This is a genomic window from Thermaerobacter sp. FW80 (assembly GCF_004634385.1).
GTDB lineage: Bacteria > Bacillota > Sulfobacillia > Thermaerobacterales > Thermaerobacteraceae > Thermaerobacter > Thermaerobacter composti.
The window spans coordinates 2,510,358-2,529,306 of the sequence record NZ_CP037895.1 but is presented as its reverse complement, the minus strand read 5'-3'; the positions used below and the strand labels follow the sequence as shown (position 1 = coordinate 2,529,306).

Here is an 18,949-nt window from a genome sequence, read left to right as displayed (position 1 = left end):
CACGGTGGGCCGGGTGGGGAGGGTGAGGGGGTGCCACCGGAGCGAAAGTCGGTCGGGCGCCGCGTCCTGGTCGCGGACGACGTGGCCGCGGTGCGGGCCTTCCTGCAGCTGGCCCTGACGGAGCAGGGCTACGAGGTGGTCCTGGCCGCCGACGGCAGGACCGCGTTGCAGCTGGCGCGGGAGATGCGGCCCGATGTGATCCTGCTGGACTGGGTGATGCCGCGGATGAACGGCGCCCAGGTGCTGCAGGCCCTGCGGCGCGATCCCCAGTTGCGGCAGGTGCCCGTCATCCTGATGACGGGGAGCGTGGGCGTGGACGAGATCACCTCGGAGTTCGGGGTGCGCTGGGTTTTGGAGAAACCCTTCGGCATCGACGACCTCTTCGTGACCCTGGAGGATGCCCTGGCCGCCGCCGAGCCGGCCTGAGCCGGGGCTCGCCCCGGTGGCCGTGGCGCACGGGGCGGCGCGGGGCCCACCGCGGGGGCGGTGGCGGGCGGACGGCCCGCCACCGCCCCCGCCGCCTTTCGGGCCGTCCCGGCGTCCCGGCGCCTCCGCTGATGCGGTCGAGGGGCCGGCCGCCCCCGCCCCCGCCGCCGTACGGGCCGTCCTGGCTCTCCCCCGGGGCCGGGGCCGAGGCGAGGGGGTCGTGGGTCCTGCCGCCGGAAAGGGGATCGCGGCCTCCTGGCGAGGCCGCGGGCCATGGGCTGCGGCGGGATGCGGTTCGCCGTGGGGGGCCGGGTCGTGGGCCGGTCAGGGCTGGCGACGGTCCCGAGGCGACGGGCGGGGAGGACGCCCTGCAGGGTCGGGCCGGGTTCGTCCGACGGCGCGGGTGGGGCGACCGCGCCCGGGACCGCGGCCGGTGGCGGCGGGGCACGGGCCTCTGACCCCTCGAGCTCGCCCGGGCGCGGCGGCGCGCCCGGATCGGGCGGCCGCCCGCACCGGTGGCGTCAGCGCTGCAGGTAGCGGGCGTCGACCCAGCCCTCATAGGTGCGCCCGTTGGCCTGGTAGCGCACCCGGGCCCACCCGTTCTGCTCCTCCAGCACCTGGACGGTGCTCCCCTGGGCCAGGGTGCCGATCCGGGTGGAGTCCTGGGTCGGCTCGGCGCGCACGTTGAGGTACTGGGTGGTGACCGTCGCCGTCTGGCCGGCGCTGGCCTGGGGCTCGGCCGGTTCCTCCGTCTGGCCCTGGCTGTCCTGCGGCTCGCCGGTGGCCGGCTGCTGGTCGCCGGCGGCCTGGTCGTCCCAGCCGGCCGCCAGCTCGCCGTCTCCCGCCAGGGCGGCGGAGATCTCGGCCTGCTGGGCCTCCAGCTGGGTCATGCGGACCATCAGGTCGTCGACGGCGGTCATCGTCTGCTGGACGTTGTTGAGCCAGCCCCCGACGCTGTAGGCCATGAAGGCCACCACCAGGACGGCGACCACGACCCAGAGGCGATTGAGTCGCTCCATACCCGCACCCTCCTCTCGTGGTACCAGGAATATGGGGGGCTGTCAGCGATTATTCCGCCCGTCCAGGGTTGCGGTCGGGTCGTTGTCCCCTGCGTGCGCCGTGGGCTAACCTGGGGCTGATGGCGTGGACGTCCGCCGGCGCGGGCCAGGACGCTGCGGGCGTGAAGGCGAAGCCGCGGACCGGGGCCGTCCGGCGCCGCCCGGCGGAGCCTGGAGGGAGGCCGCGGCGCGAGGGTTGCCTCGGTCCGGGGGCTATGGGGCGAGGGGCGGGATGGCCGCCGACAGGGGCCGGGCAGCCCCTGGGCCGGTCGGTGGGGAACGGTGCGGCCAGCCCGGCGTGCAGACCCGTCCGGCGTGAGGGTCAGCCCCGGCGGGCGCACGAGCCCGGACCGCATGCCCGTCCGCATGCGGTCCGGCCTGGCGTGCGGTCCAGCCCCGGCGGGCGCACGCACCCGGCCCGCGTGCCCGTCCGGCATGCGGTCCGGCCCGGCTTGCGGACGAGCCCGGCGTGCGGAGGAGGCCGGCGTGCGGGCTACGGCCTGTCCCGCCCGGACGGTGGCGCGGCGAGGGGAGCGAGGGAGGGTTGCGCGGTGCGGAGCGCAGCGGCCGCCGCCGGGACGGCGGTCCATCTGGTCACGCCGTGCCTTGCGGGCGAGGAGGAGGGGTTGCCGGAGGCGCTGGTCGCCGCCCTGGCACGGCAGGGGTGGCGCGTCGCCGTCTGGCCCGTGGCGGATGACGCGGCCCAGCAGCTGGCTTGTCTTCGCGCTTTGCCGATGGACGAGCCGGTGCTCCTGGTGCCGGCCCGGGACGCCGGCCCCGACCTGGCGGCCGCGGTCGCCCAGCGCGTGGCCGTGGCGGCGGGCCGCCCGCTTCCCGGGAGTCGTCTGGACACCTGGCTGGTGGAGAACTACCGGGCGGGCTATCTGGCCGGCAAGCACCTGGTCAACCTCCGGCACCAGGAGGTGGCCTACCTGGGCCCGGCGGGCGCCTCGCCAGCCGCGGCCGAGCGGCTCCGGGGGTTCCGGCAGGCTCTGCGCCACAACGGGCGGGAGCTGCCAGCCCAGCGGGTCGCGGAGGTGCTGCCCGACGCGGACGCCGTGGCCGCCGCCTTGCGCCGGTGGTGGTCGGACGAACCCGCCCCCACCGCTCTCTTCGCCGCCTCGCCGCAGCTGGCGGCCTGGGCGCTGGCGGCGCTGGAGGAGATGGGTCGGCGGGTGCCGGACGACGTCGCCCTGGTCGGCTACGGCGATGGACCCCTGGCCCGAGCCCTGCGGCCGCGGCTGACGGCCGTGGTCCCGCCGCTGGACGAACTGGCCCGCCAGGCGGCCGCAACGCTGGCGGAACGAGCGCGATCCGCCCAGCGGGCCGGCGAGAGGCGGGCCGAGCCGGTGCGCTTGGCCCCGCGGCTGATCATCCGGCAGTCCTGCGGGATGCGGGCTGCCGGCTGACGGCGGACCCGGGGCCGTGGCACGGCAAGATGCGATGGGCCCGAGCGGCGCCCGGGCCACGCCGCGGCCGGCGCGCCGGCGGCCGGCCCTCAGCCGCTGACCCGGGGCTGGCGCTCGACCAGCTTGACCAGCGAGCTGGCGATGGCCTCCTGCTCCTGGGCGTTGGCCACCTGCCACATCTCCTTCAGGAGACGCTGCTCCGGCGTCCGCGGCGCCACCTCCTGGGCCAGCCAGTCGCCGATCTGTTGCGCGCGCGCCTTGATGTCCTGTTGGGACATGCCGGCCTGCTTGGCCGCCTGGATGCGCTGGGCGAGCTCCTGGGTGAACTGCTGGAACTGGTCGGTCACCGGCATGGAGACCCCTCCTTTGGTCTGGTCGGCTGCCGTCGCGGGGGCGGTGGTCGCCTCCCGCCGGCGCGGGCCGCGATGCGGGTCGTCCTCGGCCGGGCGTAGTATCCACGGCCGCAGGCGGCGGTATTCTGAACCTCGGAGACGCCGAAGGGGGGCGGAACGGCGGTGAACGTGGTGGAGCGACAGGTCCCCGGCCTCGACGAGCGGCTGTTCGAGGCGCGGGTCGCCCCGGGCGCGGAGGTGGTGGTGATCCGCAAGCCCGGCTTCCGCAAGAAGTATGCCACCTACGCCACCCGCTACGGCAGCATCGACCGCGTGCTGCGGGATCCGGCCACCGGGCGGGAGGTCGAGGTGCCGCCCGGCGCGGCCCACTTCCTGGAGCACAAGCTGTTCGACAAGCCCGAGGGCAGCGTGTTGGAGCGGTTCGCCCAGCTGGGCGCCAGCATGAACGCCTACACCGGCCCCTTCTACACGGTGTACCTCTTCTCCGTCGTGGAGCCCTTCGAGGCATGCCTGGAGCTGCTGCTGGACTACGTCCAGGACCCGCGCTTCACGCCGGAGAGCGTGGCCAAGGAGCAGGGGATCATCGGTCAGGAGATCGCCACGGCCCGCGACCACCCGCTCATCCGGCTCCACTACGACTTCCTGGAGGCGATGTACCGCCGCCACCCCGTCCGCGACTGGATCCTGGGCTCGCCCGAGTCCATCGCCACCCTGACGCCCGAGCTCTTGGAGGCCATTCATCGGGCCGCCTACCATCCCGCCAACATGACCGTCTGCGTCGTCGGCGACGTGGACCCCCAGCGGGTCGTGGCCATGGTCGCCGAGGACCTCGGGCGGCGAGGCATCCCGCCGCGACCGCGACCGGAGCGGCGCCTGCCGGCGGAGGGCCCGGACCTGGCGCGCCCGCAGACGGCGCGGCGGATGGGCGTCTCGCGCCCTTACGTCCAGTGGGGGATCAAATTCGGTCCCTTCCCGCCCGACGAGGGCGGCCTGCGGGCGGCGGTCCTCGGCGACCTGGTGGCCGAGGCGCTGTTCGGGCGGCTGACGCCGTGGTACGAGGAGCAGTACCGGCGCCAGGTGATCACCGACCGGTACTGGTACGGCCTGTCCGTGGTCCCCGGCGCCGCCCACTGGGAGGTGGGCGGGGAGACCGCCGACCCGGATGCCTTCGCCAACGCCTGCGAGGCGCGCTTGGGCGAGGCCTTGAGCCACGGCATCGACCCGGATCTCTTCGAGGCGGTCCGGCGCAAGGCCATGGGCGAGTTCCTGGCGCTGCTGGACTCGCCGGAGGAACTGGCCCACGGCTTCCTGGCGGATCGCTTCCTGGGGTGGGACCTCTACCGGCGCCTCACCATCCTCGACGAACTGGACGCCGACGCCGCCACCCGCTGGCTGCGGGAGCACGCCGACCCCCGGCGGACGGTGCGGGCGGCGGTGCTGCCCCAGGAGGAGGTGGCCTGATGGGCGCGTCCCAGGGACGGACCGCCGGCTTCACCCGGCACGAGCTCCCCGGCCTGCGCGTGCACGTGCGCCCCGATCCGCGCTTCAAGCGGGTCACGGCGGTGCTGGCGTGGCAGATGCCCCTGGCTGCCGAGACCGCCAGCCCCTTCGCCCTGCTGCCCCGGCTGCTGCGCCGCGGGACCCGGCGCCATCCCGACCTGCCGTCGCTGGAACGGGCGCTGGCCGACCTGTACGGAGCCCATCTGGGCGTCGGCGTCGAGAAGATGGGCGACCGGCACCTGGCCACCCTGACGTTGACGTGGCCGGCGGGCCGGTTCGTCCCGGGAGCCGCGGGGCCCGGCGAGGCTCTGGCCCGCCGCGCCCTCGGGCTGTTGCTGGAGGTCTTCGCGGAGCCGTACCTGGAGGGAGAGGGCTTCCCCGCCCAGCGGGTGGAGGAGGAGCGCACGGCGCAGATCCAGCGCATCCGCGCCCTGGTCAACGACAAGGCGTCCTACGCCCTCCGCCACTGCGTGGAGCACCTGTGTGCGGGCGAGCCGTACGGCATCAGCGAACTGGGCGATCCCGACCGCCTGGCGACCCTGGACGGCGAGGACCTGGTGCGGCTCCATCGGCGGGTGCGGGCGGTGGCGCCCCTGGACCTGTTGGTCACCGGTCCGGTAGAGCCCGGGGCCGTCGTCGAGGCCGTGGCGGAGGCCTGGGCGGCCCGGGGCGGCGGGACCCGCGAGGTGCTGGAGCTGCCGCCGCCGGTGATCCGGGGGCCGCGACCCGAGCCGCGCCGCGTGGAGGAGACCCTGCCCATGGAGCAGGGGTGGCTGGTGCTGGGGTTGCGCGCGCCCATCGGCTTCGACCACCCGCTGCGGCCGGCGCTGGAGATGTACAACGGCATCCTGGGCGGGTTCGTCCACTCGAAGCTGTTCATGAACGTGCGGGAACGGGCCAGCCTGGCCTACTCCGCCTGGTCGCGGCTGGTGCGGGGCAAGGGGCTCATCCTGGCCATGGCCGGCATCGACCCCCGGCGGCGGGCCGACGCCGAGGCCATCATGCTGCGGCAGATCGACGACATGGCGGCGGGACGGATCGACGACCGGGAGCTCGAGGCCACCCGTCGCTCCCTGGTCAACGGCCTGCGCTCCGACCAGGACCAGCCGGCGGCCGTGATCCGCACCGCCCTGGAGTCGTTGGTCTACGGCCACGACGAGGACCCCGAGGCGGCCATCGCCAGGCTGCACGAGGTCGGGCGGGACGAGGTGCGGCAGGTGGCGCAGCAGGTGGGCCTCGATACCGTGTACTTCCTCCACGGCGGAACCCCGGTAGCCGACGGCGGCGCCGGGCGCGGGGAGGACCAGGCCGCCGGTGGCGACGGCGGACGCTGAGCCGGGATGCGGGTCTCCGCCGGTGGCGACGCCGGATGATGAGCGGGGGACCGGAGTCTCCAGGGGGCGATGGCGGACCGTGAGGGAGGACCGGGCTCCCGGTGCCGGCGCCGGACGGCGAGCCGCGACCCGGGCCGGCGGCGAGCCGCCCTCCCAGGGACGGCGGGGGCATCGCAGCGGGTCTGCGGAAGACGCCGTGGGGGGACGGCGCGGCGGTGGGCCGCCCCGGCGGACGAACCGGCCCGCGAACGGCGGGTCGACGCGCCCGGCCGACCTCGGGGGCGGGTGCGGGCGACCCCGGCGGTCCGGGCATGGCGGCCGGCGGGCGTCCGAATCGCCGGGGCAAGGCGATGCGAGCGATCCGGAGGGCGGGTGCAGGGCGGTGCCAGCGACCCGGTTCACGGGGGTGGGGCGGTGCGAACGATCCGGCTCACCGGCGCAGGGAGGTGCGACGGGTGGTGATCGACGCGCAGGGTCAGCACCCGGCCCGCCGGGACCCGGGTCGGGGTGGGGGCGTGCTGGATCGGGCAGGGTCCGGCGCCGCGCCGGCCGACGCCCCGGAGGGCCCGCCGGCTACGCCCGGGTCGCGGCGGTCGGGCGCCGGCACCCGTTGGCTGCGGTGGTTGGCGCCGGTGGGGGCCGCGGGGGCGCTGGCGATCCTGACGACGGCCGTCGTGGCCCTGGCGCCCGGTCCCTTCCGGCGGGAGACCCTGGGCCGGGCGCTGGCCGTCGAGGTGATCGCCGTGCTCCTGGCGGCGCTCAACTACTCCGGCTTCCTGTGGGGCCGTCGGACCTTCTTCGAGCTGGTCACCGCCCAGCCCCAGCCCCCGCCCGAGGAGCTGGCCCGGCGCGACGTCCTCTTCGTGCAGCTGATCCTGGGCGGGGCGACGCTGTTCGCCCTCTGGCTCTGGCTCGGCGGATGAGCGGGCCCTGCGGCCCATGCGCGGGGGCCGACACCCCGGTGTGCGAGCCCTGCGATGCAGCGATACAATAGCGGCGAAGCCGGCGGGGGAGCGGCGAACGCGGCGAAGCCGGCCGGAAGGGGCGAAGCCGGCGGGGAAGGCGGATCGCGGTGCGGCCACACCGCGCGGCACGGCGGGGCACGGCGCAAGGCCGGGCGCGGCGGGCCGCGGCCCGCGATGCCCTCAGGTCCCGGGGTCGGGCGCTGCGGCCGTCGCGACGGCGCGGCCCCAGCCGGGCGCCACGGCGGGGACAGGGGGCCGGGATGCGGGTCGCGGCACCGGCGGACGAGGCGGCGCCGCCGGCGGGCGCCCTTCCCGCCGGGGGCGGACGCGAGGAGGTGCCGTCCATTGGGTTCGGTCGGTCTGCCGGAGATCCTGTTAATCGCAGCGGTGGCCCTGGTCATCTTCGGGCCGGCGCGGTTGCCCGAGGTGGGGCGGGCGGTGGGGCGGGCCATGCGCGAGTTTCGGTCGGCCATGCGCGGCATCGACGAGGACGAACCGGCGGCAACGGGGGGGCCGTCGGCCCGTGGGCGGGGGGTGCGGCGGGACGACCCGGCCCTTGACCCGCAAGACGGTGCCGGGGAGCGCGACGCGGCTGGGGGGAGCGCAGCGACGCCCCGGGGCGGCGAGGTGGCAGGGGCCGGTGCTGCGGCCGCGCAGGGCGGGAACGCGGGGGCGTCCGGCGTCGCGCCCGCGGAGGATCGGGGGGAGCGGCGGCAGGGGTCGGCCGGTTGAAGCATGGGCCACCGACCTGGGGAGGCGGAGACCGGGGGCGGCGGCGTCTGGCCGTCCCTGGTCGGCCACCTGAGCGAGCTCCGGTTGCGCCTCATCTACTCCGCCCTGGCGATCGCCGGCGGGACGGCGATCGGGTTCGTCTACGCCCGCCCGGTGCTGGGGTGGTTGATCGAGCGCGGGCCCGACGTGCGGCTGGTGGCGCTGGCACCGGCGGAGGCGTTCCTGGTGACCCTGCGCATCGCCGTCCTCCTGGGCGTGGGGCTGGCGTCCCCGGTGGTGATCTACCAGGCGCTGCGCTTCGTGTGGCCGGGGCTCACCGAGACGGAGCGGCGCTACGTCCGCTGGTACGCGCTGCCCGCCCTGGTCCTGTTCGCGGCGGGCCTCGCCTTCGGCCTGCTGGTGGCGGTGCCGCTGGCCCTGGACTTCCTCCTGGGGTTCAACGCCGGGCCGATCCAGCGCACCGTGTCGGTGCAGGCCTACGTGGACTTCGTCACCGGACTGGTCTGGCCCTTCGGGTTCCTCTTCGAGCTGCCGGTGGCGGTGGCGCTGCTGACCGAGATCGGGCTCTTGACGCCTCCCTTCATGGTGCACCTGCGCAGGTACGCGCTGCTGGCCGCCCTGGTGATCGCCGCGTTCCTCACCCCCACCACCGATCTGGTGACCCAGCTGCTCTTCGCGGTGCCGCTGCTCGTCCTCTACGAGGCTGGCTACGGCCTCTGCTGGCTGCTCCACCGGCGCCGCGCCCGCGGCCCGGCGGAGCGGGCGGGCCAGGCGAGCCCCCGAGCCGAGGGGGATCCGTGACGACGCCGGGGCCATCATCGGCGCCGGCGTGGGGCACGGTCGCGGCAGGCGTCGTGCACCGTCGCGGCAAAGGAGGCAGGAGGACCTGTGGACGGACGGACCGAGGACCAGGGCCCAAGGCCCCCGCGCGACGGCGGGGTCGACCGGCCGCGGGCGCGAGAGGGCGGGTCCGCGGAGGGAGCCCCTTCGGATCCTGCGGCCCACGACCGAGGTGGCGACGGCGGGCGCCGGCCGGAACGGGAGCCGGCGGCGGCCGGGACTCGCATCGCCGACGCCGGCGCGCTCATGGACCTCTACTACGAGGTCTCCATGGAGGGCGTCGATCTGCGGCGGTTCCTCGACCGGCTCGACGCCGGCGAGTGGGGTCCGGTGGATCCCGAGGTGGTGGTGGAGTTCCTCCGGGAGCTGCAGGCCGTGATCTTGAGCAACATCGAGGTCAAGGCCACGGAGGGACCCCACTACGCCGAGCGCCGGGACGAGGTGATCGCCGAGACCCAGCGCGAGTTCGAGGAGCTGATCGGCCGGTATCTCGACCGGACCTGAGGCCGCCGGCCGACCACGGCCCGGAGGGCGGGGCCCCGGGCGGGGTCGGCGCCGCGCGCGTCAGCGCCCGAGCCGCAGCTCGCCGACCCCGCGGGTGTCCCCCGGTCCCAGGGGCGGCAGCCACGTCACGGTGCCGAAGCGCGCCAGTTCGTCCGGCTCGAGCCGGCCGTCCCGGGCCGCCCGCTGGTATTCCGCCCGGGTGAGGGTCACCGCCGCCACCATCTGCTCGCCGGCGCGGGTGGTGGGGTAGGTGGCGCCAACCGACACCGCCTGCCACTTGCGGTACTCCGGCCGCGCGAAGACCACGTCCGCGATGCGACGGCAGTCTTCGAGGATGCCGGCCTTCAGCGCCGCCTTGGTGGGAGCCCGGTTGGCGCGCAGGGTCACCAGCAGGGTGGTGCTGGCCGCCTGGGAACCGCGGTGGTCCTCCGGACCCTGCTGGACGAAGACCTTGCGGTTCTCCCCCCGGTTGGAGGGAGTCACCGCGGCCTGCAGGTCGGCACTGAGCACCGGCCCCGCGTCCCAGCGCGGCTTGGTGAACACCGCGGCGCCGCCCGCGGCGTTGGGCTCCCACCCGATCCACACCGCCAGCGACAGGATGGCCAGGGAGAGGGCTGCCACCAGCCACCCGGCGCCGCGGCTGCGCAGGCGGAACAGGCTGCTGCGGCCGGTGACGATGGCCGTCACCCCCGCCACCATCCCCGCCAGGGCGACCAGCCCCAGGATCCCGAGCACCACGTAGGGAACCGGTTCGAGGAGGAACCGCGTCACCGGGAAGGCCTCCTCCCGGGCGGCCTTCGGCCGCGGCCGCCCGTGGGCTCGGCCCTATTGTTCCCCCGCCCGTCCCCGTCCCACGCGGGGCGGCGACGCCGCCTGGCGCCCGTCGGGGCCGCCGGGCGGCGAGGGGGCGCCCGGATCTGGCGACGGTTGGCGCGCGTCGGGGTTGGGGGCCGACGACGGGCTGGCCGCGTCGCTCGCCGGCGGCTCGCGCCCGCGGGCGTCGCCGGGCGCCGGGGTGCCCGGGCGGCGGGGGCGCGGACCCGTGGGCCGGTGGGCGGCGGGGCGGCCGGGTCCCACGACGCCGTGGAGGGCCTCCACCCAGCGGACGGTGGCCAGCAGGGCCAGCAGGGCGAGGCGCAGGCCCCGGTCGAGCCCCGCCCGGTCGATGTACTCGTCCACGGTGTGGGCCCCGTCGCCGTGCCGGACGCCGAAGGTGACGGCCGGGATCCCCCGGCTCAGGGGGAGGTTGGCGTCGGTGCTGGCCGGCAGGTCGTGGGCCGGCACGCCGCTGGCGCGCATGGCCGCCCGCACCAGCTCCACCAGCGGATGGTCCGCGGGGAGGGCCCCCTGGGGGCGGTCGCCGATCACCTCCACCGTGAGCGCCGTCCCCTCGTCCTCGGCGGCGGCCTGGAGGGCGTGGCGGATCGCCCGCTCCAGTTCCGCCAGCGCCCCGCCGTCCTCGGAGCGCAGGTCCAGCTCCAGGCGGCAGGTGGCGGCGATGGCGTTGACCGACGTCCCGCCCTCGATGCGCCCTGCGTTCCAGGTGGTGCGCGGCGCCGCCGGCACCGGCAGTTCGGCCAGCCGGGCCAAGGCCCGGCCGGCGGCGACGATGGCGCTGGGCTGCCCGAAGTCCTTCCAGCTGTGGCCACCCGGGCCGGTGAAGGTCACCCGCAGACGCCGGCTGCCCACCCCGCGGTAGCACAGCATGCCCAGCCCGCCGTCCAGCACCAGCATGGCCACCGGCGGGACGGCGCAGCCGTCCAGGAAGGCCCGCATCCCACGGAGGTTGCCGAGGCCCTCCTCACCGGTGTTGAAGAGCCACACCACCGGCACCCGGGGCGCCCACCCCGCCGTGCCCAGTGCCTCGGCCAGGAGCAGGAGGCACGCCACGGACGTCGAGTTGTCGCCGATGCCGGGGGCGTAGAGGCGGCGTCCCTGACGGCGGACGGTGAGCGGCGTGCCGGCGGGGAAGACCGTGTCCAGGTGGGCGGAGATGACCACCGGCGGTGGGGCGCCGGGCGCGGGCGCCGGCGCGGGAGGCGGCCAGGGGGCCCACACGTTGCCCGCCGGGTCCCGGTGCACGGCCAGGCCCAGCGCCTCAAGGCGCTGCGCCACGTAGCGGGCCCGCGGCTCCTCGCCGAAGGGGGGCGCCGGCACCTGGGTCACGGCGACGATCTCCTCGACATAGCGGTCCAGGTGGCGGCGCAGGAAGCGCCACGCCTCCCGCCACACGGCGTCGCGCAGCACCGCCCGCACCAGCTCGGCGGGTGCGGGGAGGGAGGGCGCGGTGGCGCGGTTCGATGGCGGCGAGGAGGGGGGCACCGGCAGCCATCACGCTCCCGGGGGGTCGGCGAGGCAGCCACTCTGGGCCAGGGCCGCCAGGGTCGCGTCGGTGAGGGCCACCCGGTAGCGGAAGAGGCCGCGGCCGGTGGCCAACATGCGCTGGCGGATGGGGCCCGCCAGTTCCTCCACGGTGACGAAGCGCGCCTCGGCGATCTCCCGGCGGTCCTGGGGATCCAGTCGCGTCGAGGCGGTGCGGGCCACGAAGACGTGGCTGACCCAGTCTTCCCACTGCTCGCCACACGTGAAGCGGGCGCGGACGCGCAGGAGGTAGCACGTCGGTTCGATGTCCAGCCCGGTCTCCTCCCACGCCTCGCGGCGCAGGCCGTCGAGCAACGGCTCGCCCGGGCGGGCGCCGCCGCTGGGCGCCCGGTAGACGCCTGGGGGGAAGGACGGCTTGCGGATGGCGGCCACGCGTCCCGCGGGATCGAAGGCGAAGAAGGTCAGATCGTGATGCCGGCCGCGCCGCGTGCTGGATCGCACCAGCGCCAGCTCCTCCGGCCCCACCTCGCCCTGCCATGCCATGGTACGGGGGCGGCCGAGACGGGCCTCCACGGCGGCCAGTTCCTCCGCGGGGAAGTCGGGGCACTCCACCATCGCCGCTCCCCTCTCCCGGGACGCCCATGGCGCGTCCATGCGGGCTCCGCTTGCGGCTTCGCTTCCAGTATAGCATCCATCACCCGGTGACTCCGTCGCGAGGCGGCTCGGGCGCGCCCGGGGCGTCGCCATGGGACCGTCCCTGCCGACGGCACCGGCCTGCGGGGTCGGGACACGGCGGCGAGGCCCTGCTGCGCGGCCCCCGCCCCGGCGAGGGGCGGTGGACGAACCGGCCCGCCGCCCGGGCGGGTGGTGGGCACGGGTCCGGCTGCGGCCCGCATCGCCACCCGGGGAGCCGATGGACCCGGGCACCTCCGGCGGGGCGGCATCGGCCGGGCCCGCCGGGCCGGTGTTGCAGCCTGGTGGGGCCGGTGTCGCAGCCTAGCGGGAGGAAGGGCCGGACGGGCGTGGTATCCCTATCCCATGCGTAGCGAACTTGGGCGAGTGGAGCGTCGAGCCGCCATGGAGCGGGGGGCGGAGCGGAGCGAGGGACGACCGGGGGCGTGGTGCGCCCTGCGCCGGCCGGCATGGGCTGAGGCCGAGGCGACGCGCGCCTTTGCCCGGGGTCTCTGGGCGGGCCTCCCCATCGTGGCCGGCTATCTCCCCATCGGCCTCGCCTTCGGCGTGGTGGCGGTGCAGGCAGGCCTGACGCCGGCCGAGGCGCTGGCCATGTCGCTGGTGGTCTTCGCCGGGTCTGCGCAATTCGCCGCCGCGGGCATGGTGGCGGCGGGGGCGGCCCCTGCGGCCCTGGTGGCCACCACCTTCTTGATCAACCTGCGGCACGTGCTGTTCGGCGCCGCCCTGGCCCCGCGCCTGGGTGAGCGACGCTGGGGGCGGCTGGCCGTGGCGGCCTTCGGTCTCACCGACGAGGTGTTCGCCGTCGCCCAGGCCACGCTGGACCGGGTCCCGCGGCCCTGGCCTTACCTGATGGGCCTCGAGGTGGCGGCATACGGTTCCTGGTGTGCGGCGTCGTGGCTGGGCGCGGCGATCGGCGGCGCCCTGGAGGGGCTGGGCGCCTGGGGACTCGACTATGCGCTCCCAGCCATGTTCCTGGCCCTGATCGCGCTCCAGCTGGGTGACCGAGCCGGGCGCGGCCTGGTGGTGGCCGCGGTGGCGGCCGGCGTGTCCCTGGCCGTGGGCGCCCTGGGCTGGACCCACTGGCGCGTCCTGGCGGCGGCGCTGGTCGGCAGTGCGGTGGGGGTGGGGATGGAACGGTGCGCGAGTCGCTGCTCGGGGCCTTCCTCCTGATGGGGCTCGTCACGTACCTGCCGCGGTGCCTGCCGTTGCTCGGGCTCAGCCGGGTCCGGCTCCCGCGCGCCGTCGAAGGCGCCCTGCGCTACGTGGGGATCGCGGTCATGGCGGCGTTGGTCGCCCCGGACCTGGCCAGCACCTGGGGTCAGCCGCCGGCGGGCCTCGGGCCGCGGCTGGCGGCCGCCCTGCCTGCGGCGGTGGTGGCCCTGGCGACCCGCAGCATGGCGCTGACGGTGGTGGTGGGCGTCGTGGCCTATGCGGCGCTGCTGCGGGGCGTCGGCGGGTGACGACCGGGAGACCGCCCGGGGAGCTGGGTGGCCGGCGGGCAGGGGGCGGGAGGCTTCGCGGCTCCGGCGCCGTCGATGCCGTCGGGCACCCCGCCGGCGGCGGGGGGCGGTGCGCGCTCGGTTCGGTGTTCGTTGGTCGTTCAGCTGTCGTGGGCGCTTCAGGGGACGGCCCGTACCGGCCTTTGCCTTGAAGGACCGCGCGGCCGGCCGTATGCTGGCGGTGGCGGGATCTGCGTCGGACGTGGGGCCGCGGTCCGGCAGGATCGGATCGGCCGCGGCTCGCCGGCCCGGAACCCGGTGCGACGGAGGGGCCGGGGCGGCGAGGGAGGCCGGAGGCCGGCGCCACCGCGCGCCGTCGCGCCATCGGTTGGGGACCGGGGGCGACCGGGGGGGCATCCGATGCCGGCCGGCGACCGGACGGGGGGCACCCGGCCCCGGGCCCGATGGACGGAGGGTGCGCCGGCGCGTATCATGGCCCCGCCATGGGCGAGGCTGCGCGGATGCGCTGGATCTATGCCATCCACAACCGGCTGAACATCTTTCAGAAGGTGCTCATCGCCAACGCGGTGTTGCTGGTGGTCACGGGCGTGGGCGCCGCGGCCCTGGCCGTCCACGTTCGCCAGCTCCCGCTGGTCCAGCGTTGGCTCCAGGACCAGGCCTTGACGGTGGTGATCATTGTCTTCCTGGCCGTCGGGCTGGCGGTGAGCCTGGGCATCAACTGGGTCATCCTGCGGGTGGCCTTCCTCCCCCTGGTCCGCCTGCGCGAGATCATGGACGACGTCCGCGCCGGCCAGTTCCACGCTCGGGCGCCGGCCATCGTCGGCGACCCCGACGTGGCGGCCATGGGCGCGATCTTCAACGAGATGCTGGACCGGCTGGACGACTACCGCCGGGCGACGGCGTCCCAGGTGTTGCGCGCCCTGGAGGACGAGCGCAAGCGCATCGCCCGCGAGCTGCACGACCAGACCAGCCAAGTGCTGACCTCGCTGCTGATCCACCTGGACCTGCTTCGGGAGCGGCTGGGGGAGCAGGCGCCCGAGGACGTCACCCGCAAGCTGGAGTTCATCCGCCGGTTGACCAGCGACACCCTGGAGGAGATCCGCCGGCTGACCTTCGACCTCCGGCCGACCATCCTCGACGACGTCGGCCTGGTGCCGGCGGTCCGTTGGTACGTGCAGAACGTGCTGGAACCGGCGGGCATCGACGTCGAGCTGGTGGCCGACGGCTTCGACGGTCGGCTGCGGGACGAGATCGAGACCGCCCTCTTCCGCATCATCCAGGAGGCGCTGACCAACATCCTCAAGCACTCCCGCGCCACCCGGGCCCAGGTGCTGCTGCGCCGGGAGCCCGGCGGCGTCTCCGCCGAGGTCCGCGACAACGGCGTCGGGTTCAACCCGCGGCAGGTGGTCCCCGGCGTGGGCCCCGACCCCGGACGGGGTCTGGGCCTCTTCGGCATGCGGGAGCGGGCCGCCCTGGTGGGAGGCCGCATGGAGCTGCACTCGCGGCCCGGCCAGGGGACGCGGCTGCGGGTGTGGATCCCGCTGGACGGTGCCACGGAGGCGACGGAAGAGGGCACCAGCAGGGAGGAGGCGGCCATGGGTCATGCCTGAGATCGACGGGAGTGGGCGCGGGGGGCTCCGCGGGGAGGTCGGGATGTCGCGGACGAACGCGGCGGCGCCGCGGACGCCAGGTGCCGCCGCCGCGGTGCCGGCGTCGGCTGGCGCGGCGGCCGGTCCCGGTGGGCGCCCGAGGTCGCCGGGCGATGGCGCCGGCGCTGCGGACCGTCCGCGGACACAGGCCGCCCAGGTCGCGGCGGGGGGTGCCGCCGGCCCCGCCTCCGGGGGGACGTCGCCCGCCGCGGGAGGGAGCGGGGGCGAGGGAGGCGGGCCGCGCCCCATCCGGGTGCTGGTCGCCGACGACCACGCCATCCTGCGGGACGGCATCCGCACCCTGCTCGAGGCCCAGCCGGACATCGCGGTGGTCGGCGAGGCCGCCGACGGCCGGGAGGCGGTGGAGCTCGCTCGCCGCCTCCGGCCGGACGTGGTGCTGCTGGACATCGGCATGCCGGGCATGAACGGCATCGAGGCGACGCGGGCCATCCTCAAGGAGCGACCGGAGACCCGCGTCCTGATCCTCTCCATGCACGACAACGAGGAGTACATCTTCCCGATCCTGGAGGCGGGCGCGGCGGGTTACGTGCTCAAGCGCTCGGCGGCGACGGAGCTGGTCTCGGCGCTGCGGGCGGTGGTGCAGGGGCACACCATCCTCCACCCCGACGTCGCCGCCAAGGTGGTCAGCGGCGCCGGCCGCCGCCCGAAGGAGGCTCCCACCGGCCGACCGCGCCGCGTCGACGGCCTGACCGAACGGGAGACCGAGGTGCTGACGCTCATCGCCCAGGGCCTGACGAACCAGGAGATCGCCGACCGGCTCTTCATCAGCATCAAGACCGTCCAGGCCCACCGCTCCAACATCATGGAGAAGCTGGACCTGCATGACGCGGTGGAGCTGACCAAGTACGCCATCCGCCACGGGTTGATCTCCCTGGATGACGACTGACCCGACGCGGCCGGGGGCCGTGAAGGACGCCGGGGGTCGGAGGGCGCCTGGGGGCGGTTGATGGTCGGCTGCGGGGGGCGGGCGTGCGGCACCGGGACCCTCCGGACCGCCTCGACGCCGACGGCGAACGCGCGGTCACGATCCGCCATGCGACAGGGGCCGGTGCGGCGGGGGCCGGCACCCCAGGCGACGCCGGCGCGGGCAGCGTGGGCGGGACCCGCGCCATGGTGGCTCCCGTCCGGGCCGCCGCCAGCGCCCCAGGGGATGCCCGCGCACCCAGGGCCGGAGCAGCCCAAGCGTGGGAGGGATCGCCCTTGGACGAACCGGCCGCACCGCGCCGGGTGGTGGTGGGGTCGACGAACCCGACCAAGGTGGAGGCCGTGCGGCGGATCGTGCAGGCGGCGTGGCCGGGGACGCAGGTCGTCGCCCGCGCGGTGCCCAGCGGGGTCGCGGCCCAGCCCGTGGGCGCCGCCGAGACCGAGGCCGGGGCGCGGCAGCGGGCGCGCAACGCCCTGGCGGCCGAGCCCGACGCCGACCTGGCCATCGGCCTGGAGGGCGGGGTGGACCGGGAGGGCTACCTGCTCAGCGCCGGCTGCGCCCGCGACCGGAACGGCCACGAGAGCGTGGCGTGGAGCTTGCGCATGCCGTTGCCGCCGCCGGTGGTCCGGGGTGTCCTGGCGGGGGAGGAGCTGGGGCCGCTGCTGGAGCGGCTCAGCGGACAGCCCGGCATCGGCCGCGGTCCGGGCGCCGTGGGGCTGTTCACCCGCGGGCTGATCGACCGCACCCAGCTGTGGGCGATGGCCGTGGCCGGCGCCCTGGCCCCCTGGTTGACCCCGCAATGGGCCTGGTTCACCGCCGGGGCGGGGCCCGCCGGCGGACCCCGCCCCGGCGGGCCGCGAGCGCACCGGGAAGCGCGCGGCGACCCCGGGGAGCGGCGGGCGGAGTAGGGCCGTGCCGCCGGGTTGAGCGGTGCGATGCCCGTCGAGACGGCGGACGTCCGGGGAGAGGCGGGCGGCGTAGGGCTGCCGGGCCGGCGCCCGTGCCGGCCCGGGGCACACCAGGGGATGGGGCCTAGCGCGCTGCGCACCCCCGGAGGGTGGTGCCGCGGCACGCCGCACAGCCCCGGCGAGGGGCGGTCCGAACGTGCGCCCCATCCCCGGAAGGACGACCGTGTCGAGCGTGCTGCACACCCCGGGGGACGGTGGTGCCGACCGTGCTGCGCACCCCGGGGGCATGGGGCTCCGGCCGTACCGCGCATCCGCAGGACGGGGGGGCGACCGCAGTGTGCACCCCGGGGCCTGGGGCGGCGACCGTGCTGCGCATCCCGTGCTGCGGCGGCCTCGGGTCGTCTGGAGGCCGAGAACCAGCGTGCGTACCCGGGGGCCTAGGGGTCCACCGTGCTGCGCATCCCCGAGGGCCGGGGCGGCGACCGTGTCGCGCACCCCGGGGCCTGGGGCGGCGACCGCCCTGGGCCATGCCTACCGCGCGGGACGATCCCGCTGCCCTGGGGCGGCCTCGGCCCAGTGCCTTGCGATGCGCTCCAGCTGGCGGGCGTGGACGTTCTCGTGCAGGCCCACGAAGTGGACCCACTGGGCGGCGTTGAAGGGCCAGCCGTAGGGGGGGTGGGGTTCGATCACCCGCTCCACGTCATACCGGGGGAGGTCCCGGAGGATCGCCTCCAGCCGCTGCCTGGAGGCGGCCAGTTCCTCCGCCACCTCTTGCTCGTCCCAGCGTCCGCGGGGTTCGGCCCAGACGGGGGCGGTGTAGGTCTTGCCCTCGGCGTCGAGCATGACCGGCCGGGCGTCGACCCACCGGATGGGCAGGCCGCGGCTCATGCGCCCCTCGCGGCGCGCCCGCTCCAGCATCCGCTCCAGGAGATCGCCGCAGAAGCGCTCCGTCAGGACCAGGTGCTCCAGGTTGTCCAGCACCGACCAGCGATCGGGAGCCGGCCGCCGCGTCCAGAGCTCACGGGGCACCCGGTCGGCCAGCCCGAGGACCTTGCGTCGCGCGTGGTCGAGGTAGCTCTGGAGGTCGTCCAGGGTGTGGACCGGCATGGCCGGCACCTCCCTCGCCCGGGCCGCGGCCGCCGCGCACCGGGCGAGCCACGGTTCGCGTCAGCGCGCGGTGCGCGTGCTGCGCCCTGATGCGGTTCGACGCGGCGCCACTCCTCCCTGCGGTTCGGTCGTATTGTACCCGACGGACGGACGCCATGCCTCCGGGCGGTGGCGAACCGCGGCGGCGCCCGGAGGCGCCGGGGGGCCGACGTGGACGGCCGGTCAGCCCCGTGGACGGCCCGTCGGCCCCGTGGACGGCTTGTCGAGAAGTGCCAGACGGCGGCCGCCCATGATGCGCGGGGGTCCCGGTCGCCGCGGCGACCGGGACCCCCGCGCGGCCGACGCGGCGACGGTCGCCCCGCGGGGCGACCGTCGCCGCGGGGTGCTCACCGCCTGTCGCAGCCCCTGTTGGTACCGACCCGTCCGTCCCGGTGCCGGGCGCCTCGTCGCCGTCTCCGGGGCGCGGCCAAGTGGACGGGCCCGTCCCGTGGGCTTGCTCGACGCCGCAGACGTCCCCGCCGACCTGGCCGTGTCCCGCGGGCCCGGTCGACGTCCCGGACGTCGCGGCCGACCTGGCCGTGCCCCTCCCGTGGGCTTCGGCGACGGCCCGGGCCTTCGGGCGTGCTGGCCCTCCCGGACCGCCGGCCGTCCGGGTCCTGGGCCGCGCGCCCGGAGCCCTTCGTGGAGGCCCCGGGCCCTCGCGGCCGTCCCGGCCGCGGTTTGTGCCCCGCGCTCCGTCCCCT

At 76.3% G+C, this 18,949-nt stretch carries 19 protein-coding genes; 13 read left to right on the top strand and 6 right to left on the bottom strand.

Annotation, left to right across the window (positions count from 1 at the left end):
• The first annotated feature begins 30 nt into the window (after positions 1-30).
• A complete protein-coding gene (locus E1B22_RS10535) occupies positions 31-426 on the top strand; it encodes a response regulator (protein WP_135225619.1) in 396 nt (131 codons plus the stop codon).
• A gap of 521 nt (positions 427-947) precedes the next feature.
• On the opposite strand, the gene E1B22_RS10530 is transcribed toward E1B22_RS10535, so the two are convergent.
• Positions 948-1,445: an SH3 domain-containing protein gene (locus E1B22_RS10530; RefSeq protein WP_135225618.1), complete on the bottom strand. Its 498-nt coding sequence runs from the start codon at positions 1,443-1,445 to the stop codon at positions 948-950.
• A gap of 590 nt (positions 1,446-2,035) precedes the next feature.
• Here E1B22_RS10530 and E1B22_RS10525 point away from each other — a divergent pair.
• The gene (locus tag E1B22_RS10525; RefSeq protein ID WP_135225617.1) at positions 2,036-2,893 is read left to right on the top strand and encodes a LacI family DNA-binding transcriptional regulator; all 858 of its coding nucleotides are present in this window, start codon (positions 2,036-2,038) and stop codon (positions 2,891-2,893) included.
• A gap of 89 nt (positions 2,894-2,982) precedes the next feature.
• Here E1B22_RS10525 and E1B22_RS10520 read toward each other — a convergent pair whose 3' ends face one another.
• Entirely contained in the window at positions 2,983-3,246 is a 264-nt protein-coding gene (locus E1B22_RS10520) for a DUF3243 domain-containing protein (protein WP_135225616.1), read from the bottom strand.
• Positions 3,247-3,408: 162 nt separating this feature from the next.
• On the opposite strand from E1B22_RS10520, the gene yfmH reads away from it, so the two are divergent.
• From yfmH to E1B22_RS12920, 6 genes are all read left to right on the top strand, one after another.
• Positions 3,409-4,707 carry an EF-P 5-aminopentanol modification-associated protein YfmH gene (yfmH, locus tag E1B22_RS10515; RefSeq protein WP_135225615.1) on the top strand — a complete coding sequence of 433 codons (1,299 nt, stop codon included), beginning with the start codon at positions 3,409-3,411 and terminating at the stop codon, positions 4,705-4,707.
• On the top strand, positions 4,707-6,080 hold the full coding sequence (yfmF, locus tag E1B22_RS10510) for an EF-P 5-aminopentanol modification-associated protein YfmF (RefSeq protein ID WP_135225614.1): 1,374 nt from the start codon (positions 4,707-4,709) through the stop codon (positions 6,078-6,080). The genes yfmH and yfmF overlap by 1 nt, the downstream gene beginning before the upstream one ends.
• A 455-nt stretch (positions 6,081-6,535) precedes the next feature.
• Positions 6,536-7,003, top strand: a complete 468-nt coding sequence (locus E1B22_RS10505) for a hypothetical protein (RefSeq protein WP_243123346.1) — start codon at positions 6,536-6,538, stop codon at positions 7,001-7,003.
• Between the two features lie 387 nt (positions 7,004-7,390).
• Positions 7,391-7,777 carry a twin-arginine translocase TatA/TatE family subunit gene (locus tag E1B22_RS13960; RefSeq protein ID WP_305791199.1) on the top strand — a complete coding sequence of 129 codons (387 nt, stop codon included), beginning with the start codon at positions 7,391-7,393 and terminating at the stop codon, positions 7,775-7,777.
• Positions 7,778-7,780: 3 nt separating this feature from the next.
• A complete protein-coding gene (tatC, locus tag E1B22_RS10495; RefSeq protein WP_135225612.1) occupies positions 7,781-8,578 on the top strand; it encodes a twin-arginine translocase subunit TatC in 798 nt (265 codons plus the stop codon).
• 87 nt (positions 8,579-8,665) lie between these two features.
• Positions 8,666-9,121, top strand: coding sequence for a hypothetical protein (locus E1B22_RS12920; RefSeq protein ID WP_207669862.1), 456 nt, complete (start codon positions 8,666-8,668; stop codon positions 9,119-9,121).
• Between the two features lie 60 nt (positions 9,122-9,181).
• Here the strand turns inward: E1B22_RS12920 and E1B22_RS10485 are convergent, their stop codons facing one another.
• From E1B22_RS10485 to E1B22_RS10475, 3 genes are read right to left on the bottom strand one after another with little or no spacing between them, the layout of a single operon-like run.
• Complete coding sequence (locus tag E1B22_RS10485; RefSeq protein ID WP_135225611.1) at positions 9,182-9,892, bottom strand: hypothetical protein; 711 nt, start codon at positions 9,890-9,892, stop codon at positions 9,182-9,184.
• Positions 9,893-9,946: 54 nt separating this feature from the next.
• Positions 9,947-11,443, bottom strand: coding sequence for a M20/M25/M40 family metallo-hydrolase (locus E1B22_RS10480; RefSeq protein ID WP_305791198.1), 1,497 nt, complete (start codon positions 11,441-11,443; stop codon positions 9,947-9,949).
• A gap of 9 nt (positions 11,444-11,452) precedes the next feature.
• Positions 11,453-12,097 carry an NUDIX hydrolase gene (locus E1B22_RS10475; RefSeq protein ID WP_243123345.1) on the bottom strand — a complete coding sequence of 215 codons (645 nt, stop codon included), beginning with the start codon at positions 12,095-12,097 and terminating at the stop codon, positions 11,453-11,455.
• A gap of 423 nt (positions 12,098-12,520) precedes the next feature.
• On the opposite strand from E1B22_RS10475, the gene E1B22_RS10470 reads away from it, so the two are divergent.
• The 5 genes from E1B22_RS10470 to yjjX all read left to right on the top strand — a co-directional run bounded on the left by E1B22_RS10470 (position 12,521) and on the right by yjjX (position 17,099).
• Positions 12,521-13,306 (top strand): AzlC family ABC transporter permease, encoded by a 786-nt coding sequence (locus tag E1B22_RS10470; protein WP_135225610.1) that lies wholly within the window; start codon positions 12,521-12,523, stop codon positions 13,304-13,306.
• A complete protein-coding gene (locus E1B22_RS10465; RefSeq protein WP_135225609.1) occupies positions 13,273-13,596 on the top strand; it encodes an AzlD domain-containing protein in 324 nt (107 codons plus the stop codon). The genes E1B22_RS10470 and E1B22_RS10465 overlap by 34 nt, the downstream gene beginning before the upstream one ends.
• Before the next feature lie 500 nt (positions 13,597-14,096).
• On the top strand, positions 14,097-15,206 hold the full coding sequence (locus tag E1B22_RS10460) for a sensor histidine kinase (RefSeq protein WP_135225608.1): 1,110 nt from the start codon (positions 14,097-14,099) through the stop codon (positions 15,204-15,206).
• Between the two features lie 292 nt (positions 15,207-15,498).
• A complete protein-coding gene (locus E1B22_RS10455; RefSeq protein WP_243123344.1) occupies positions 15,499-16,152 on the top strand; it encodes a response regulator transcription factor in 654 nt (217 codons plus the stop codon).
• A gap of 314 nt (positions 16,153-16,466) precedes the next feature.
• Positions 16,467-17,099 carry an inosine/xanthosine triphosphatase gene (gene yjjX / locus E1B22_RS10450; RefSeq protein WP_135225607.1) on the top strand — a complete coding sequence of 211 codons (633 nt, stop codon included), beginning with the start codon at positions 16,467-16,469 and terminating at the stop codon, positions 17,097-17,099.
• Positions 17,100-17,630: 531 nt separating this feature from the next.
• Here yjjX and E1B22_RS10445 read toward each other — a convergent pair.
• Positions 17,631-18,206, bottom strand: a complete 576-nt coding sequence (locus E1B22_RS10445; RefSeq protein ID WP_135225606.1) for a DinB family protein — start codon at positions 18,204-18,206, stop codon at positions 17,631-17,633.
• Positions 18,207-18,949: the final 743 nt, after the last annotated feature.